This is a genomic window from Hyphomicrobium sp. LHD-15, from assembly GCF_031157355.1.
Taxonomy (GTDB): domain Bacteria; phylum Pseudomonadota; class Alphaproteobacteria; order Rhizobiales; family Hyphomicrobiaceae; genus Hyphomicrobium_C.
This window is the reverse complement of record NZ_JAVIFT010000002.1, coordinates 91,004-106,232: the sequence shown is the minus strand read 5'-3', so window position 1 is coordinate 106,232 and position 15,229 is coordinate 91,004. Positions and strand designations below refer to the sequence as shown.

The following is a 15,229-nucleotide window of genomic DNA, read 5'->3' as shown; positions in this document are numbered from 1 at the left end:
ACCCGCAAGCGCGCATGTCTCCGCTTGTTCCGTGCGCGCGCGGGCTAAACCGTCCCCGCCGATAACCTAGAGTGCTTCCGGAAAAGTGGGAACCGGTTTTGCAGAGCGACGCACGACCCTATGAGATCGGCGGGTATCGGAAATACTGAGGGATGAAAGGCGTCAGCCGGCGGAGCGATTATCAAAAGTCGCTGATGAGCCCGCCTTTTTCCCAATCGCCGTAGCGCGTGGGCTCCGGTCCTGTGGAGCCGCCGAGCTCAGGCTGCCGCTGGGCAGCGTCAGCAGCGGCTTTGGCACGGCGTTCCTCGGCCTCTTTGAGCGCGCGCTGCGCCTCGGGCGAGAGTGCCGGTTTCGGCGTTTCGGCCGCAGTCGCGTTCTGGGGTTTGGCCGGGGGAGTATCCGAGGAGGTGGTCATGATCGCGCCGCGGCCTCAATCCGCCTGTGAAAACCGAAGGATGCTGGTCGTTGGCCAGCCTCATTCCTATATAGCATTCCCGAACACGAACGCGAGAGGGCGGAAAGCGCGTTACAGCGCCTCAAGCCCTTCGCCAACCATCTGAATTTGGGATCTGCACGACGCAGGTTGGAGTGACGAAATGCCGATGAACTACGCCAAGACCGCTTTCCTACTGGCTGCTCTGACAGCCATCTTCGTCGCCATGGGCGCGGCGGTGGGCGGACAGCAGGGCATGGTCATCGCCTTTGTCGTGGCGTTGGCCATGAACGCATTCAGCCTCTGGAACTCGGACACCATGGTCCTGAAGATGTTCGGGGCCGAGGAGGTGGATGAGCGGAGCGCCCCCGAATACTACGGGTTGGTGCGCGATCTCGCGCGCCGTGCAGAGCTTCCGATGCCGCGCGTCTATGTCATGCACAACGCGCAGCCGAACGCCTTCGCGACCGGTCGCAGCCCGACGCGCGCAGCTGTCGCGGCCTCCACCGGCTTGCTCGAATCGCTGAACCGCCAGGAGATTGCGGGCGTCATCGCCCACGAGCTTGCTCACATCAAGAACCGCGACACGCTGACCATGACGGTCGCCGCCACCATCGGCGGCGCGATCTCGATGCTCGCGCAGTATCTCCAGTTCGGCATGCTGTTCGGTGGCCACCGCGACGAGCGCGGCGGCGGCGGTCTCGGTATGATCGGCGCCGTCCTGGCGATGCTGGTCGCGCCGTTTGCGGCCATGCTGGTGCAGATGGCCATCAGCCGCTCGCGCGAGTATCAGGCCGACCGCATGGGCGCGCTGATCGCCGGCAACCCGCGGTGGTTGTCGTCGGCGCTGGTCAAGATTCACAACGCCGCCCAGCGGATCCCGAACGAGGAAGCCGAGCAGGTGCCGGCTGCCGCGCACATGTTCATCATCAATCCCCTGACCGGCCAGGGTATGGACAACCTGTTCTCGACCCATCCCAACACCGAGAACCGCATTGCGGCGCTCGAAGCGCTGGCCCAGGAGCTGGCTCGCAACGGCGTGGATCTGGGGCCTGATCTTCCTTCGAATGAAGAAAGCCAGCGCGATTCCGGTCCGTGGGCAGGCCCGTCGGATCGTGGGGATAGCCGAGGTCCCTGGGGATAAGCCACGGAACGTGCCGTCACGCGGCCTTAACGGCGCGATACTCCGCCGCTTGACGTGCCGTGCCGCTCCGGCCAAGGAAGCTGGAGCGGTCGCCTATTTTGCCTGCCGCGCTCTAGGTCTGCGGTATTCTTGCCTGGCGCGGCCTCCTCAGATCCCCGATGACCGCCTCAGCTCCCGGTAAAAACCCCGATGCCTCCTCCGCGCCGACCAGACACCAAGAAGCCGCGGCCTCGGAGGCACGCCGAGGGCGACGCTACGGACAAACGCGCATCGGCTCCCGCCCGTCCTCGTCCCTCGGGCTACGGCGCGCGCCAAGTGGCGGTACATTGCCTATCCGCGATCTTCGATCGCGGCCATGCGCTCGATGAGGCCTTCGACTGGGCGTCCGACAAAGCAGGCGCGCTCGATCCGCGCGACCGTGGGCTGGCTCGTCTGATCGTGCTGACGGTGTTGCGCCACAAAGGCGAGCTGCAGGCCGTCGTCTCGTCGTTTCTCGAAAAGCCGCTGCCGGCCGACAGCGGGCGCCTGTGGTCGATCTTGCTGTCCGCCGCCGCACAGCTTCTGTTGCTCGACACGCCGCCTCACGCCGCCATCAGCCTCGCGGTTGATCAATGCCGCGACGATCGCAAGGCCTATCGTTTCGACCGCCTCACCAATGCTGTGCTCCGCCGCGTCGCGACGTCCGGCAAAGAAGTGATGGCGGGTATCGATCCGGTTGTCGCGAACGTTCCCGTCTCGTTGCTCGCCCGCTGGGGCGAGGCTTATGGCGAAGCGCTTGCACGCGATATCGCGACGGCCTCGCTTCGCGAAGCGGCCCTCGATCTATCAGTCAAAGCCGATCCCGAGGGCTGGGCCGAGCGCCTCGGCGGCACCGTGCTCGTGAATGGCTCCGTGCGACTGCCGCGCGTCGGGCATGTGGAAGATCTTGCAGGTTTCAATGACGGCGCGTGGTGGGTGCAGGATGCGGCCGCGTCATTGCCTGCGCGCCTTCTCGGTTCGGTCGCAGGACGTGACGTGGCGGATCTCTGCGCCGCACCGGGCGGCAAGACCGCCGAGCTTGCGGTGGCCGGCGCCAACGTGACGGCCGTCGACCAGTCGGCGCAGCGCCTTCTGCGTCTCAAGGAAAACCTCGCGCGGCTCGCGCTCAGCGCCGACATCGTCGAAGCCGACGTCGCAACCTGGGCGCCGGGGCGCGAGTTCGATGCGGTGCTCCTCGATGCGCCGTGCAGTGCGACGGGCACCATCCGGCGCCATCCCGACATCCTGCATCTGAAACGCAAGGACGACACCTCCGAGCGCGTCGCGCTTCAGGAGCAGCTTCTGGCCCAGGCCGCTCGGCTGGTGAAACCCGGCGGGACGTTGGTCTATTGCACGTGTTCGTTGGAGCCCGAGGAAGGGCCCGCCCAGATCACGCGCTTTATTGCGGCGAACGAAGATTTCACGCGGGTGCCGGTTACTGCCGGCGAAGCCGGTATCGTGGCGGACTGGCTGACGTCCGAAGGCGATCTGCGCACGCTTCCGTGTCATCTCCCAAACCCCGATCCCGCGCTTGCGGGTCTCGACGGGTTCTATGCGGCTCGCCTTGTACGTAAGTCCGCGTCTGAGGTCGCTTGACCGTCCATAAGTCGAGCATGCCGATTGAGCAGGCGGTGCGGCATGCTACCATCCGAGCAACGAGGCAGGCTGCCGTCAGCGGCCGGTTAGTGTGGCCGTCGCAGCGGACGGTCTGAGGAATAAAATGGCGTCGCGGCTCAAGTTATCGGAGCGTATCAGGATCACGCACTTGGCCGCGGACCGCCTGCGCCGTGGCGCGATCTCGTCCGTTCTCTATTCGCCGCCGTTTCGCTGGCAGTTCGGCGCCTCGGCCGCCGAGCAATTGCTCATCGTTCCCCAGGATCTGAGAACCGCCGACCCGAGCTTCTGGGACGAAGTCGAGATCGGCCAATTCGGGCTCGCCGGTACGGTCGCGCTCGCCGACGAGGTTTCACCCTTCGATATCGTTCCGCCCAACGAAGCCTGGGCGCGCGCGTTGCATGGCTTCGGATGGCTTCGCCACCTTGCGGCCGCCGCGCGCGCTGAGGAGCGAACGGAAGCGCGCGAGACGGCGCGCCTTCTGGCCACCGAATGGGCGTTACGCCATCGCGGGGGCGGCAGCGGCTTGGCGGCCGAGCCGCACGTCACCGGGCGGCGGCTCATCTCGTGGATGTCGCATTCGGGGCTGCTGCTGGAAGATGCCGACGCGGAAACCTACGAGATCCTGACCGAGAGCCTGGGCATACAGCTTGTGCGCCTTGCAGCCGGCTGGCGCTCGAGCCCCAGCGGCTATCCGCGTCTGTTGTCGCTGCTGTCTCTGCTTCTCGCGCAGCTTTGCATTTCGGGGCACGAGGGCCAGGTGCCGGAAACCGAGCGCCTGTTCGTCCAGGAGCTTGAACGGCAGATCCTGCCGGATGGCGGTCACATCAGCCGAAACCCCGGCGTGCTTGTCGAGCTGATGCTCGATCTCCTGCCGCTGCATCAGTGCTTCGCCGCGCGCAGCCGCGCCGCGCCGCCTGAACTGACCGCGATCATGAAAACGATGCTGGCCGCGCTGAAATACATGCGCCTCGGTGACGGCATGCTGGCCCGCTTCAACGGCATGGGCGTCGCCTCCCCCGCAGGCCTCGCGACGGTGCTCGTCTATGACGACAACCCCGGCGCCATTCCCGACAATGCACCCCACTCGTACTATCGCCGGCTCGAGCGCGGCCGCTCGATCCTGATCATGGACACCGGTTCGCCGCCGCCGCTCGAAGCCGCCGCCGAAGCCCACGCCGCCTGCCTGTCGTTCGAGTTCAGCGTCGGCACCGAACTGATGCTGGTCAACGGCGGAGCGCCAAGCTCGGCGAACACCGAATGGCGCGCGGCCTCACGCGCGACTGCGAGCCACAACACGCTTTGCCTTGGCGAGAAATCCTCTTCGAAGCTGATCCGCCACAAGACACTCGAAGAGTTGGTCGGCGGACCTCCGATCCGGTTTCCGGATGACGTGCGCTCCAAGGTCGAGGAGCACGACGGCTCGCTTGAAATCGCCGCGAGTCACGACGGCTACATTCGCCGGTTCGACCTCATGCATCATCGCACGCTGGCGCTGACGGGATCCGGCCGCCGCCTGCTCGGCATCGACCGCCTGACCGGCCGGGCCGGCACCATGCGGCTGCGCAAGGACGTCCCGTTCGCCGTCCATTTCCATTTGCATCCGAGTGTTCGCTGCCGCCGCGACGACAACCCGAACATTGCGATCATTACGCTGCCGAGCGGCGACACCTGGTGGTTCAGCCTTGAGGGCGCCCGCCTCGCAATCGAGGAAAGCACGTATTTTTCGGACTCCTCCGGTCCCAGAAGGGCGCTGCAGATTGTTGCGCGCGGCGCCACTTTCGGAGAAACCGAGGTTCGCTGGGTGTTCGAAGGCCAGGACACGTTGGGCGAATAGACGAATAGAACGACGGCGTGCCGGCCGCGCGCGGCACGGCAACGCCAAGACCGATGTCACAAAGGACGAATTGCGACCGATGAAAGATTCCAATCCTAAAATCCGCCGGGCCCTGATTTCTCTCTCGGACAAGACGGGCCTCGAGCAGCTCGCTTACGCGCTCTCGGAGCGGAACATCGAGCTGATCTCGACCGGCGGCACATCGTCCAAGCTCAAGGGCGCGGGCTTCTCGGTCGCCGACGTCGCCGACGTCACGGGCTTCCCGGAAATTCTCGACGGTCGCGTAAAGACGCTGCATCCGACGATCCACGGCGGTTTGTTGGCGGTGCGCGGCAACGAGGAGCACATCCGCGCCGCCGAGAAGCACAAGATCACCGCCATCGATCTTCTGATCGTGAACCTCTATCCGTTCGAAGCGACGCTCGCGAGCGGCGCCTCGTTCGACGACTGCGTGGAAAACATCGACATCGGCGGCCCCGCCATGATCCGCGCCGCCGCGAAGAACCACGCGTCCGTCACAGTGATCGTCGACAGCGCGGATTATCCCGAGCTTCTCGAAGAAATGTCCGCCAACGGCGGCCGCACCACACCCGCCTTCCGCAAGCGCATGGCAGCCAAGGCCTACGCTCGCACCGCAGCCTACGACGGCGCGATCAGCAACTGGCTCGGCGCCGTGGCCGCGAATGCAGATGGCACTGCACTCGGCTTCCCGCCGACGTTTACGACGCAATACAAGAAGGCCATCGACATGCGCTACGGCGAGAACCCGCACCAGCGTGGCGCATTCTACGTGTCGAGCAAGCCGGAAAGTGGCACCGTCTCCAGCGCGTGCCAGCTTCTCGGCAAGGAACTCTCCTACAACAATGTCGCCGACAGCGATGCCGCGCTCGAATGCGTGAAATCGTTCTCTGACCACCCGGCGTGCGTGATCGTCAAACACGCGAACCCGTGCGGCGTGGCCGAGGCCGAAACGCTGGAAGCCGCCTACGACCGCGCCTATCAAACCGATCCGGAATCGGCGTTCGGCGGCATCATCGCGTTCAACCGCGAACTCGATGGTGCGACCGCCGCGAAGATCGTCGAGCGGCAGTTCGTCGAGGTGATCCTGGCTCCTTCCGTCACGGAGGAAGCCAAGGAAGCCGTCGCCGCGAAGAAGAATGTTCGCCTCATGGTCACCGGCGAATGGCCGCTGGTTGCTGCGCAGCGCTTCGAGACCCGCACGGTCGCCGGCGGCCTTCTGGTGCAGGACAGCGACCTCGCCGTCTATGATCGCTTGCAGGTCGTGACCAAGCGCCAACCGACGCCGGCTGAGATGGCCGATCTCCTGTTCGCCTGGAAGGTCGCGAAGTTCGTGAAATCGAATGCCATCGTCTACGCCAAGGGCGGCGCGACTGTCGGGATCGGTGCTGGCCAGATGAGCCGCGTGAATTCCTCGCGCATCGCGGCCATAAAGGCCGAGATGGCGGGTCTCGACGTCAAGGGCTCAGCCGTCGCGTCGGATGCGTTCTTCCCGTTCGCCGATGGCTTGCTGGCCGCGGCCGAGGCAGGCGCGACCGCGGTCATCCAACCGGGTGGCTCGATGCGCGACGAGGAGGTCATCAAGACGGCCGACGAGAAGGGCCTGACCATGGTGCTGACCGGCATGCGCCACTTCCGGCATTAATGACGGATGCGCCCCGCATAAGCCTGAGGCGAGCCACACGGGCGGATTTCGATCTCATTCGCCGCTGGCTGGCGTGGCCCGACATCCAGGACTGGTGGGGGCCGGTTTCGGCGACGGAAGCCGAAGTCAACATGGCACTCGCTTCAGAGCACGCGATCTGCCGCGTGATCGAGGCGGATGGCGTGCCTGTCGGCTATGCGCACGCAGTCGACGCCACCCTGTGGGGTGACAACCTGCCGGAAGATCTGGAACCCGGGACATGGGACCTCGATCTCTTCGTTGCGGCCGAAGAGCATCGGGGCAAGGGTGTCGGGCAGGTGGCGCTCGGCCTGTTGCGTGACGAGGTGTTCGCGACGACGTTAGCGGTTGCGGTCTGCGTGTTCCCATCGGTGAAGAACGAGCGCGCTGTCCGCGCCTACGAAAAGGCCGGTTTCCGCTGGCAACGCGTCTGGAACGACCCCCAGATGGGGCCGTCCTGGTTCATGGTCGCCACCCGAGGCGGCCAAAAAACCCTTGGATGACCGCAGCATAGGCCGACGTCAGGCTCGCAAAACCGATGACATACATCTTGCGTGAGACATTTGTAGAATTCGGGAATTGAAACGGCTGCGAAGCAGCACTCATCGGCAAAGGTATCCTCATGCGCCTTTTGCTTGTGCCATTTTACCCGCGCTATGTTCTTCTGTCGTTTTCCGTCGTTGCCAGCCTCGTGCTGGCTGTCGCCTTCTGGCAGAGCGCGCCCGCGGCCGCCTACATCACCGGCCCGCTGCTGATCTTCTTCCTGTTCTTCGCGGTGCTTGGTATCCGCGACGTGCTGCAGACCAAACACGCCATCCTGCGCAACTACCCGATCACGGCGCACCTGCGCTTCCTGCTCGAGAACATCCGCCCCGAGATGCGGCAGTATTTTTTCGAGGCGGACAAGGACGGCTCGCCGTTCCCGCGCGACAAGCGCGCCATCGTCTATCAGCGCGCCAAGAAGGAACTCGATAAGCGCCCCTTCGGCACCCAGTACGACGTCTACGAGAGCCGCTACGAATGGCTGCACCATTCGATGGCGCCGAGACCGTTGCCTCGCGAGCCGTTCCGCGTGCTCGTCGGCGGCCCGGATTGCAAGAAGCCCTATTCGGCATCCGTTCTGAACATATCGGCCATGAGCTATGGCTCGCTGTCGGCCAACGCCATTCGTTCGCTGAACAAGGGCGCCAGGATTGGCGGCTTCGCCCACGATACCGGCGAGGGCGGCTTCACGCCCTATCACCGCGAAAATGGCGGCGACATCATCCTGCAGATCGGCTCGGGCTACTTCGCCTGCCGCAACCCGGACGGCTCATTCTCGCCTGAGAAATTCGCCGAGATTTCCGCCGACCCGCAGGTTAAGATGGTGGAGATCAAGCTGTCTCAAGGCGCCAAGCCCGGCCACGGCGGCGTGCTGCCGGCCGCAAAGGTCACGGAGGAGATCGCCCAGATCCGCGGCATTCCCGTCGGTCGCGATTGCATTTCGCCGGCTTGCCATCCGGCCTTCTCGACGCCGATCGAGCTGATGGACTTCATTGCCGAGTTGCGCCGCCTTTCGGGCGGCAAGCCGATCGGCTTCAAGCTCTGCATCGGCCATCCTTGGGAGTTTCTCGCCCTCGTCAAGGCGATGCTGCAAACCGGGATCACGCCGGATTTCATCGTCGTCGACGGGAAGGAAGGCGGCACCGGCGCAGCGCCCCTCGAATTCATGGATCATATGGGAATGCCTTTGCGCGATGGCCTGAGCTTCGTTGAAGCGGCGCTCGTCGGCACCAACCTGCGCGATCGCATCAAGATCGGCGCGTCAGGCAAAATCACGACGGCGTTCGACATGGCGCGCGTGATGGCGCTTGGTGCGGACTGGTGCAACGCCGCGCGCGGGTTCATGTTTGCGGTCGGGTGCATTCAAGCCCAGCAGTGCCACACCGGCCGCTGCCCGACCGGCGTCACCACCCAGGACCCTACGCGCCAGCGTGCGATCGACGTTCCGAGCAAGGCCGAGCGTGTTGCGCAGTTCCACAAGGAAACCGTCAAAGCGTTGGCCGAGCTGATCGCGGCCGCCGGCCTCGATCGTCCCGGTGACTTGAAGCCCTATCATTTCATGCATCGGGCCGCGCCGGATCGCGTCGTGACCTTCGCCGAGCTCTATCACATGCTGAGGCCCGGCGAGTTGCTCACGGGCGTTGCCGATCCGAGGTTGAGGCACGCATGGGATCTGGCACGCGCCGACAGCTTCTCGCCCGCAGATCAGGTCATCCCGATTTCATCGATTGCGGCTGCCGAATAGGGAGCCGCCCGGGGCTACGCGCGTGAGCGCACGGGCAGCATCAGCAGAAAGCCGGCGATCAGGAACACCGCGATCGACGCCATGCCGATGCGCTGGTCTCCAGTCGCTTGCGTGACGGCCGCGACCAGTAGCGGCGCCATGAACGCCGTTACCTTTCCGGAGAATGCGAACAGTCCAAAATACTGCGTGATCTTGTCGGGCGGCGCGAGGCGTGCGAGCAGCGCGCGGCTGGCCGCCTGCACGGGCGCAGCGACGAGGCCGACGACCACCGCGAAAGCGAGGAACACCAGCTCGCCGTGCGATGAGAACGGCTTCGAGCCGGCCGCCTTCGGATCTACCTCCGTGAAATAGAGAACGTGGTTCTGATCGACCGAGAGAATGCCGAGCGCGCCCACGAGCAGCAGCAGCAGCGAAACCACGATCACCGTCTTGGAGCCGACGCGATCGTCGAGCACGCCGCCGATCAGCGCGCCGAACACGCCTGCGATCGTGAGCACGATGCCGAACAATCCCAGCTCCATCGCGCCCCATCCGAACACCGACGCGCCGTAGATGCCGCCGAACGCGAAGATCGCCGCAAGGCCGTCCGAGTAGAGCATGCGCGCGACGAGAAACAGCAGCATGTCGCGGTTCGAAGGCAACGAGCGGAGCGTTTGCCAAAGCTCGGCCAGCGCGGGCTTGTCGCCGCGTGCGCCGGGCGGCCGTTTGCGATCCGGCACGAACAGGAAGAACGGGATCATGAACAGCACGTACCAAATGGCGGAGAACGGCCCGACCAGTCGGTCGCCTTCGCGGGTGGCCGCATCGAGCGCCAGGACCGGCTCGAGCCCGAGCAGCGTGCGCCCGCTCGTGGGATCGGCCACCACCAGCCCGGCCATGATCGCGAGGCTCAAAAGCCCGCCGGCGTAGCCCACGGCCCAGCCCGTGCCGGACAGTCGACCGAGCTGACTATGCGGCACCAGGCTCGGCATGATCGAATTGGTGAAGACCGTCGTGAACTCCGCCATTGCCGTGGCTGCGACGAACGCCACCAGAACGACAGCGAGCGTCGTCGTATCGGCCGCCGGCACCGCTAGCCAAAGCGTCGCGAGGCTCACGACGAGGACGACGGAGAACGCGGCGATCCACGGTTTGCGCCGTCCGCCGCCATCGGCCACCGCGCCGAGAAACGGACTGCCGAGCGCAATCAGGATACCTGCGGCGGCAGCGGCATAGCCCCACAGCGCCTGCCCCTCGGCGGGGTTTGGCGCGACGACGTTCGCGAAATAGGGAGCGAACAGGAACGTAAGAACAAGCGTGTAATAGGGCTGCGCCGCCCAATCGAACAGCACCCAGGACACCAGCGCACGCCGCGGCGCCGCTTTGATCGGCTGGCTCTCCGGGCCCGTTCCCTGGCTGATCGTGGCTGCGTCCTGCACGGTGTGTCCCCCCGGTTCTCACTCCGCTATAGCCTACCTTGATCGCTTTCGCGCGTCCTGTTTGAGGGGGTGAAACAGGGCGGCATTGAAAGCGTTCAGATATCGTTCCATTGCCGGGCGTACTCCGCCCCGCGCAGGTCGAATGCGTCCTCGACAACGTATGGCCCGCCGCCGACCTTCGGTCGCGACGAGAACAGCACGAACCGTTCGACCTGGAACGGCTCGGTGCGGAAGCTGCCAAGCTGCTCCAGCACGCGCGCGACGGCTTCCGGCCTGGTCCCCTTGAGACGGGCGAGTGTCACATGCGGTTTGAAGCTATGCTTTTCGGAGGTCAGGCCCGCGCTTCGGGCCGCGCGCTCGTTGGCTCGCCACAACGCGTCGAGCCAGGGGCTCTGCTCGACGCCCGCCCATAACGCGCGCGGCTGCTGGCCGCCGAATGCGCCGAAGCCCGAAAGGGAGATCTGGAATGCCGGTTCGTCGATACCGGACAGCGCGGCATGAAAGTCGTTGGCCGTGGGATTGTCGATGTCGCCGGCGAACCGCAACGTGATGTGCATGTCCTCGGGCTCGACCCACTTCGCGCCCGCGAGCGGCATCGCGAGATCCGAAAGCGCGTCCGCAAGTGCGGACGGCAACTCGATACCCGTAAACAAGCGCGGCATGGGACTATTGCCTCGAGATCAAGATTTCGAAACCGCCACGCGCCGCTCCCGCACGCGGCCGATCAGCTCCTCGACCTTCGGCAGAATGCGCTCGACGATGACGCCGACACCGGGGCCGGTCGGGTGTAGCCCGTCTGGAAGGTTGAGCTTGGCATCGAGCGCGACGCCATCGAGAAAGAACGGATAGAGCGATGCGCCGTGCTTCGTCGCGAGATCGCTGAAGATCGGTGCGAAGCGTGCTTCATACTCCTTGCCCCAGTTCTTCGGCGCCATCATGCCCGCCACCAGAACCTCGATGTTCCGGGCGCGAAGCTTCGTCAGGATCTTGTCGAGGTTTTCGCGCGCGCGATCCGGGTCGATACCCCGCAGCGCGTCGTTGGCTCCGAGCTCGAGAATGACGGCTTCGGTGCCTTCGGGAATGGCCCAGTCGAACCGTTCCAGGCCGCCCGACGTCGTGTCGCCCGAGACGCCCGCATTGGCGACGTCGACGGCGTATCCCTTGGCCTTCAGCGCCGCGGCGAGTTGCACCGGGAATGCCTCGCTGGGCTGGAGGCCATAGCCTGCCGTCAGGCTGTCGCCAAACGCGACGATGCGGATTGGCGCTGCCTTATCTTCAGCCATGGCACCGCCCATTCCCGTGGCAATCCAGAGGTTGACGATCACGGCGAGCCGCACCATCTGACCGACGAAGCTCGAAGCACTTTGCTTTGCCTTCATTTTTTTGCCTCACCACCACCCGACAACTCATGAGACGGAAAACGTCGTGTCTGGTCGTTCCCGCTCTTTATCGAACCCAACCGCCTTTTTTGACGGAGCCTCGCAACAGTGCCCCAGCCGATCATCCGCCTTGCCGACGTTCGGCTCAGCCTCGAAAGCCGCGCCGGCGTTGTCGAGATCCTGAAGGGAATCACGCTCGACATTGCGCGCGGCCAATCGGTGGCCATCGTCGGGCCGTCTGGGTCGGGAAAGACGTCGTTGCTCATGATCCTGGCCGGGCTTGAGAAAGCCACAGCAGGGGATGTGCACGTTGTCGATCGGGATTTCAATGCCCTCGACGAGGACAGCCTGGCGCTCGCCCGGGGCGAGGATGTCGGCATCGTGTTCCAATCGTTCCACCTGATCCCGACCATGACGGCGCTTGAAAACGTGGCGCTTCCGCTGGAGTTCGCGGGCGTGACAGGCGCGCGCGAGCGGGCGTCGTCCCTGCTCGATGATGTCGGCCTCGGCGCGCGTGTCGATCATTTCCCGGCCCAGCTCTCGGGTGGCGAGCAGCAGCGTGTGGCACTGGCCCGTGCGCTCGCCCCGCGTCCGAAGCTTTTGCTGGCCGACGAGCCGACCGGCAATCTCGATGGCAAGACCGGACGCGCCGTTGTCGATCTCCTGTTCGGGCTGAAGCGCAAGAGCGGCGCTACGCTCGTTCTGATCACGCACGACGAGCGCCTTGCCAAGGAATGCGAGCGCACGATCCGCATGGCCGATGGCCGTATTGTGTCCGACGAGCAGGCCGTGGTGGCCGCATGACCGCAACCACAGTGATTGCCGCGCCGCCGCGTACGCGTTCGGGTCTGCCTCTCTCTCGCCTCGTTGGGATTGCGTTGCGCGAGCTGCGCGCTGGCCTCAGCGGCTTCTACATCTTCATGGCTTGCGTTGCGCTCGGCGTCGCGGTGATCGCCACGGTCAGCACGCTGTCCGACGCACTCCGGTCCGGCTTTGAAACCCAGGGTGCGGTCATTCTTGGCGGCGACGTCACGTTCGCCCGCATGCACGCCCGCGCCACCGACGCCGAACGCGGCTGGATGGAAGCACGCGGGCGTCTGAGTGAGGTCGCGACGCTCCGCACCATGGCCCGCCGTCTCGACGGAGAACAGCAGGCGCTCGTCGAGTTGAAGGCAGTGGACAATGCCTATCCGCTGGTCGGCGAGGTGGAGGTTGAAGGCGCGCCGTTCGCCGAGGCCATCGCGGCGGATGGGGCCGTCGTCGATCCCGTGCTACTGAGCCAGCTCGGGTTGGCGATCGGAGACAAGCTCCGCATTGGCGAAACCGAAGTGGTCGTTCGCGCCACGCTCAAGAACGAGCCCGATGCCGTTGCCGACCGGCTGACCTACGGCCCGCGTGTGTTCGCCTCCCACGCGACGCTGATCAAGACGGGCCTCGTGCAGCCGGGCACGCTCGTGCGCTGGCGATATGCCTTGAAGCTTCCGGAAGGCAAGGCGGAAACCGCAAGCGACGTCGCGGCGTTTCGCGAAAGCGCAAAAACGGAGCTTTCCCAATCCGGCTTCGTTATCGGGGATCGGCGCGATCCTTCTCCGCAGGTGACGCGCACGCTCGATCGCCTTCGCCAGTTCCTGACCTTCCTCGGCCTTGCCGCACTTCTCGTCGGCGGCGTCGGCATCGCAAGCGCTGTCGCAACCTTCATCGAGCGGCGCCGCAACGTCATCGCCACCATGAAGACGATCGGCGCCACGAGCCGCTTGGTGCTCACGATCTTTCTGCTTCAGGTGATGGTGATCGCGCTGATCGGCATCGCGATCGGGCTCGTCGTCGGCGTGACGGCTCCCTACTTCCTGATCTCGGCTTACGGCGATCAGCTCCCGATCAAGGCCGACATCGCCTATTCTGCGACGAGCATCGTTGCGAGCGCGGTTTACGGCCTTCTCGTCGCGTTGCTTTTCACGCTGTGGCCGCTGGGCCGTGCGGAGCTGATCAAGCCGTCCGTGCTGTTCCGCGATGAGGTCGCGCCCGAAACCGTCTGGCCGCGCCGCGGCATCATTGCGCTGACGGCCGTTATCGCTGCAACCCTGCTCGGCTTCGTGCTGATGATGGCGGAATCGACCCGCATCGCGCTCTATCTATGCGGCGCAGTCGTGCTGGTGTTCGCGGTCTTCACCGGCCTCGGCGGTCTGGTCACGCGGCTTGCGCGACGTATCCCACGGCCGAAATGGCCCGAGCTGGCGCTGGCCATCGGAAATCTCGGCGCACCGGGTGGTCTCACGCGCTCGGTCGTGGTGTCGCTCGGCTCCGGGCTGTCGCTGTTGGTTGCCGTCGCACTCGCCGATGCCTCCCTCGTCGAGGAGCTGACGGGCCGATTGCCGAAGAAAGCGCCGAGCTACTTCCTGCTCGACATTCCGAAGTCGGATGCAGAGGAGCTGTCTCGCGTCGTCGTGCGCGAGGCGCCGGGCGCCCACGTGACCGAGGCCCCGATGCTGCGGGGGCGCCTGGTCGAGCTCAAGGGCCGCAAGGTCGAGGAGTTCAAGCCGCCGCCGGAAGCGCAATGGGTGCTGAACGGAGACCGTGGCCTCACCTATTCCGATACCCTGCCCGAAGGATCGAACCTCGTCGCCGGCGAATGGTGGGCGGAGGGCTACGACGGCGAGCCTCTGGTCTCGTTCGAGCGTGAGCTCGCGCGCCATCTCGGTATCGGTATCGGCGACGAGGTGAAGGTCAACGTGCTAGGCCGCGATCTCACCGCGCGCATTGCTAATCTGCGCGAGGTGAAGTGGGAAAGCCTGACGCTCAACTTCGTCATGGTGTTCTCGGCGAATGCCCTCAAGGGCGCGCCGCACAACCTCCTGGCGACAGTGCGCTTGCCCGAAGGCGTGCCGCTCGAAACCGAAGCCAACCTCGGCCGCGCGGTCGGCAAGGCGTTTCCGACCGTTACCGTCATACGCGTCAAGGATGCGCTGAACGCCGCGACGGCCATCCTGGAGAAGGTCATGGTGGCGGTGCGGGTTGCGGGAGGCGTGACCTTGATTGCCGGTGCGCTGGTGCTGGCCGGCGCGCTCGCCACCGCCCAGCGGCGGCGTGTGCTGGAGGCCGTGGTGTTGAAAGTGCTCGGCGCCACGCGCCGGCGTGTGCTGCTATCCCACGTGGCCGAGTATCTGCTGCTCGCGACGATTGCCGGTGTATTTGCGATCGGACTTGGTGCGTTCGCGGCCTGGATCGCGGTCGGCGAGGTCATGAAGATCCCCTTCACCTTCAGCGTGGATGCCGTTTTGAAAGCGCTGGCCGTTTCCATCGGCCTGGTTCTGCTGTTCGGCTCTTTGGGCACTTGGGCGGTACTGCGGGCGAAGCCTGCCGCGACCCTAAGATCCCAATAAAACCAAGCTTTCATCAGGCCGGATGGCGCACTACCTAG

At 65.2% G+C, this 15,229-nt stretch carries 12 protein-coding genes; 8 read left to right on the top strand and 4 right to left on the bottom strand.

From position 1 onward, the window contains the following. Window positions 1-181: 181 nt before the first annotated feature. Window positions 182-415, bottom strand: coding sequence for a DUF1674 domain-containing protein (locus RCO24_RS07220; protein WP_308961076.1), 234 nt, complete (start codon window positions 413-415; stop codon window positions 182-184). A 181-nt stretch (window positions 416-596) separates the two neighbouring features. Between RCO24_RS07220 and htpX the strand changes: the two genes are divergently transcribed. From htpX to RCO24_RS07190, 6 genes are all read left to right on the top strand, one after another. After that, window positions 597-1,577, top strand: a complete 981-nt coding sequence (gene htpX / locus RCO24_RS07215) for a zinc metalloprotease HtpX (protein WP_308961074.1) — start codon at window positions 597-599, stop codon at window positions 1,575-1,577. Window positions 1,578-1,766: 189 nt separating this feature from the next. Next, the gene (locus RCO24_RS07210; protein ID WP_374990933.1) at window positions 1,767-3,191 is read left to right on the top strand and encodes an RsmB/NOP family class I SAM-dependent RNA methyltransferase; all 1,425 of its coding nucleotides are present in this window, start codon (window positions 1,767-1,769) and stop codon (window positions 3,189-3,191) included. Between the two features lie 169 nt (window positions 3,192-3,360). After that, entirely contained in the window at window positions 3,361-5,046 is a 1,686-nt protein-coding gene (locus RCO24_RS07205) for a heparinase II/III family protein (RefSeq protein ID WP_308961070.1), read from the top strand. 79 nt (window positions 5,047-5,125) lie between these two features. Next, on the top strand, window positions 5,126-6,709 hold the full coding sequence (gene purH, locus RCO24_RS07200) for a bifunctional phosphoribosylaminoimidazolecarboxamide formyltransferase/IMP cyclohydrolase (protein WP_308961068.1): 1,584 nt from the start codon (window positions 5,126-5,128) through the stop codon (window positions 6,707-6,709). After that, window positions 6,709-7,230, top strand: a complete 522-nt coding sequence (locus RCO24_RS07195) for a GNAT family N-acetyltransferase (protein ID WP_308961067.1) — start codon at window positions 6,709-6,711, stop codon at window positions 7,228-7,230. The genes purH and RCO24_RS07195 overlap by 1 nt, the downstream gene beginning before the upstream one ends. A 119-nt stretch (window positions 7,231-7,349) precedes the next feature. Next, the gene (locus tag RCO24_RS07190; RefSeq protein WP_308961065.1) at window positions 7,350-9,014 is read left to right on the top strand and encodes an FMN-binding glutamate synthase family protein; all 1,665 of its coding nucleotides are present in this window, start codon (window positions 7,350-7,352) and stop codon (window positions 9,012-9,014) included. 14 nt (window positions 9,015-9,028) lie between these two features. Here the strand turns inward: RCO24_RS07190 and RCO24_RS07185 are convergent, their stop codons facing one another. From RCO24_RS07185 to RCO24_RS07175, 3 genes are all read right to left on the bottom strand, one after another. Further along, entirely contained in the window at window positions 9,029-10,432 is a 1,404-nt protein-coding gene (locus RCO24_RS07185; RefSeq protein WP_308961063.1) for an MFS transporter, read from the bottom strand. A 95-nt stretch (window positions 10,433-10,527) separates the two neighbouring features. Beyond that, entirely contained in the window at window positions 10,528-11,094 is a 567-nt protein-coding gene (gene thpR / locus RCO24_RS07180) for an RNA 2',3'-cyclic phosphodiesterase (RefSeq protein ID WP_308961062.1), read from the bottom strand. Window positions 11,095-11,112: 18 nt separating this feature from the next. Then, window positions 11,113-11,811: an arylesterase gene (locus RCO24_RS07175; protein WP_374990932.1), complete on the bottom strand. Its 699-nt coding sequence runs from the start codon at window positions 11,809-11,811 to the stop codon at window positions 11,113-11,115. Between the two features lie 108 nt (window positions 11,812-11,919). On the opposite strand from RCO24_RS07175, the gene RCO24_RS07170 reads away from it, so the two are divergent. Both RCO24_RS07170 and RCO24_RS07165 read left to right on the top strand, forming a co-directional pair. After that, window positions 11,920-12,615: an ABC transporter ATP-binding protein gene (locus RCO24_RS07170; RefSeq protein ID WP_308961061.1), complete on the top strand. Its 696-nt coding sequence runs from the start codon at window positions 11,920-11,922 to the stop codon at window positions 12,613-12,615. Then, on the top strand, window positions 12,612-15,191 hold the full coding sequence (locus RCO24_RS07165) for an FtsX-like permease family protein (protein ID WP_308961059.1): 2,580 nt from the start codon (window positions 12,612-12,614) through the stop codon (window positions 15,189-15,191). The genes RCO24_RS07170 and RCO24_RS07165 overlap by 4 nt, the downstream gene beginning before the upstream one ends. The last annotated feature ends 38 nt before the right edge of the window (window positions 15,192-15,229 follow it).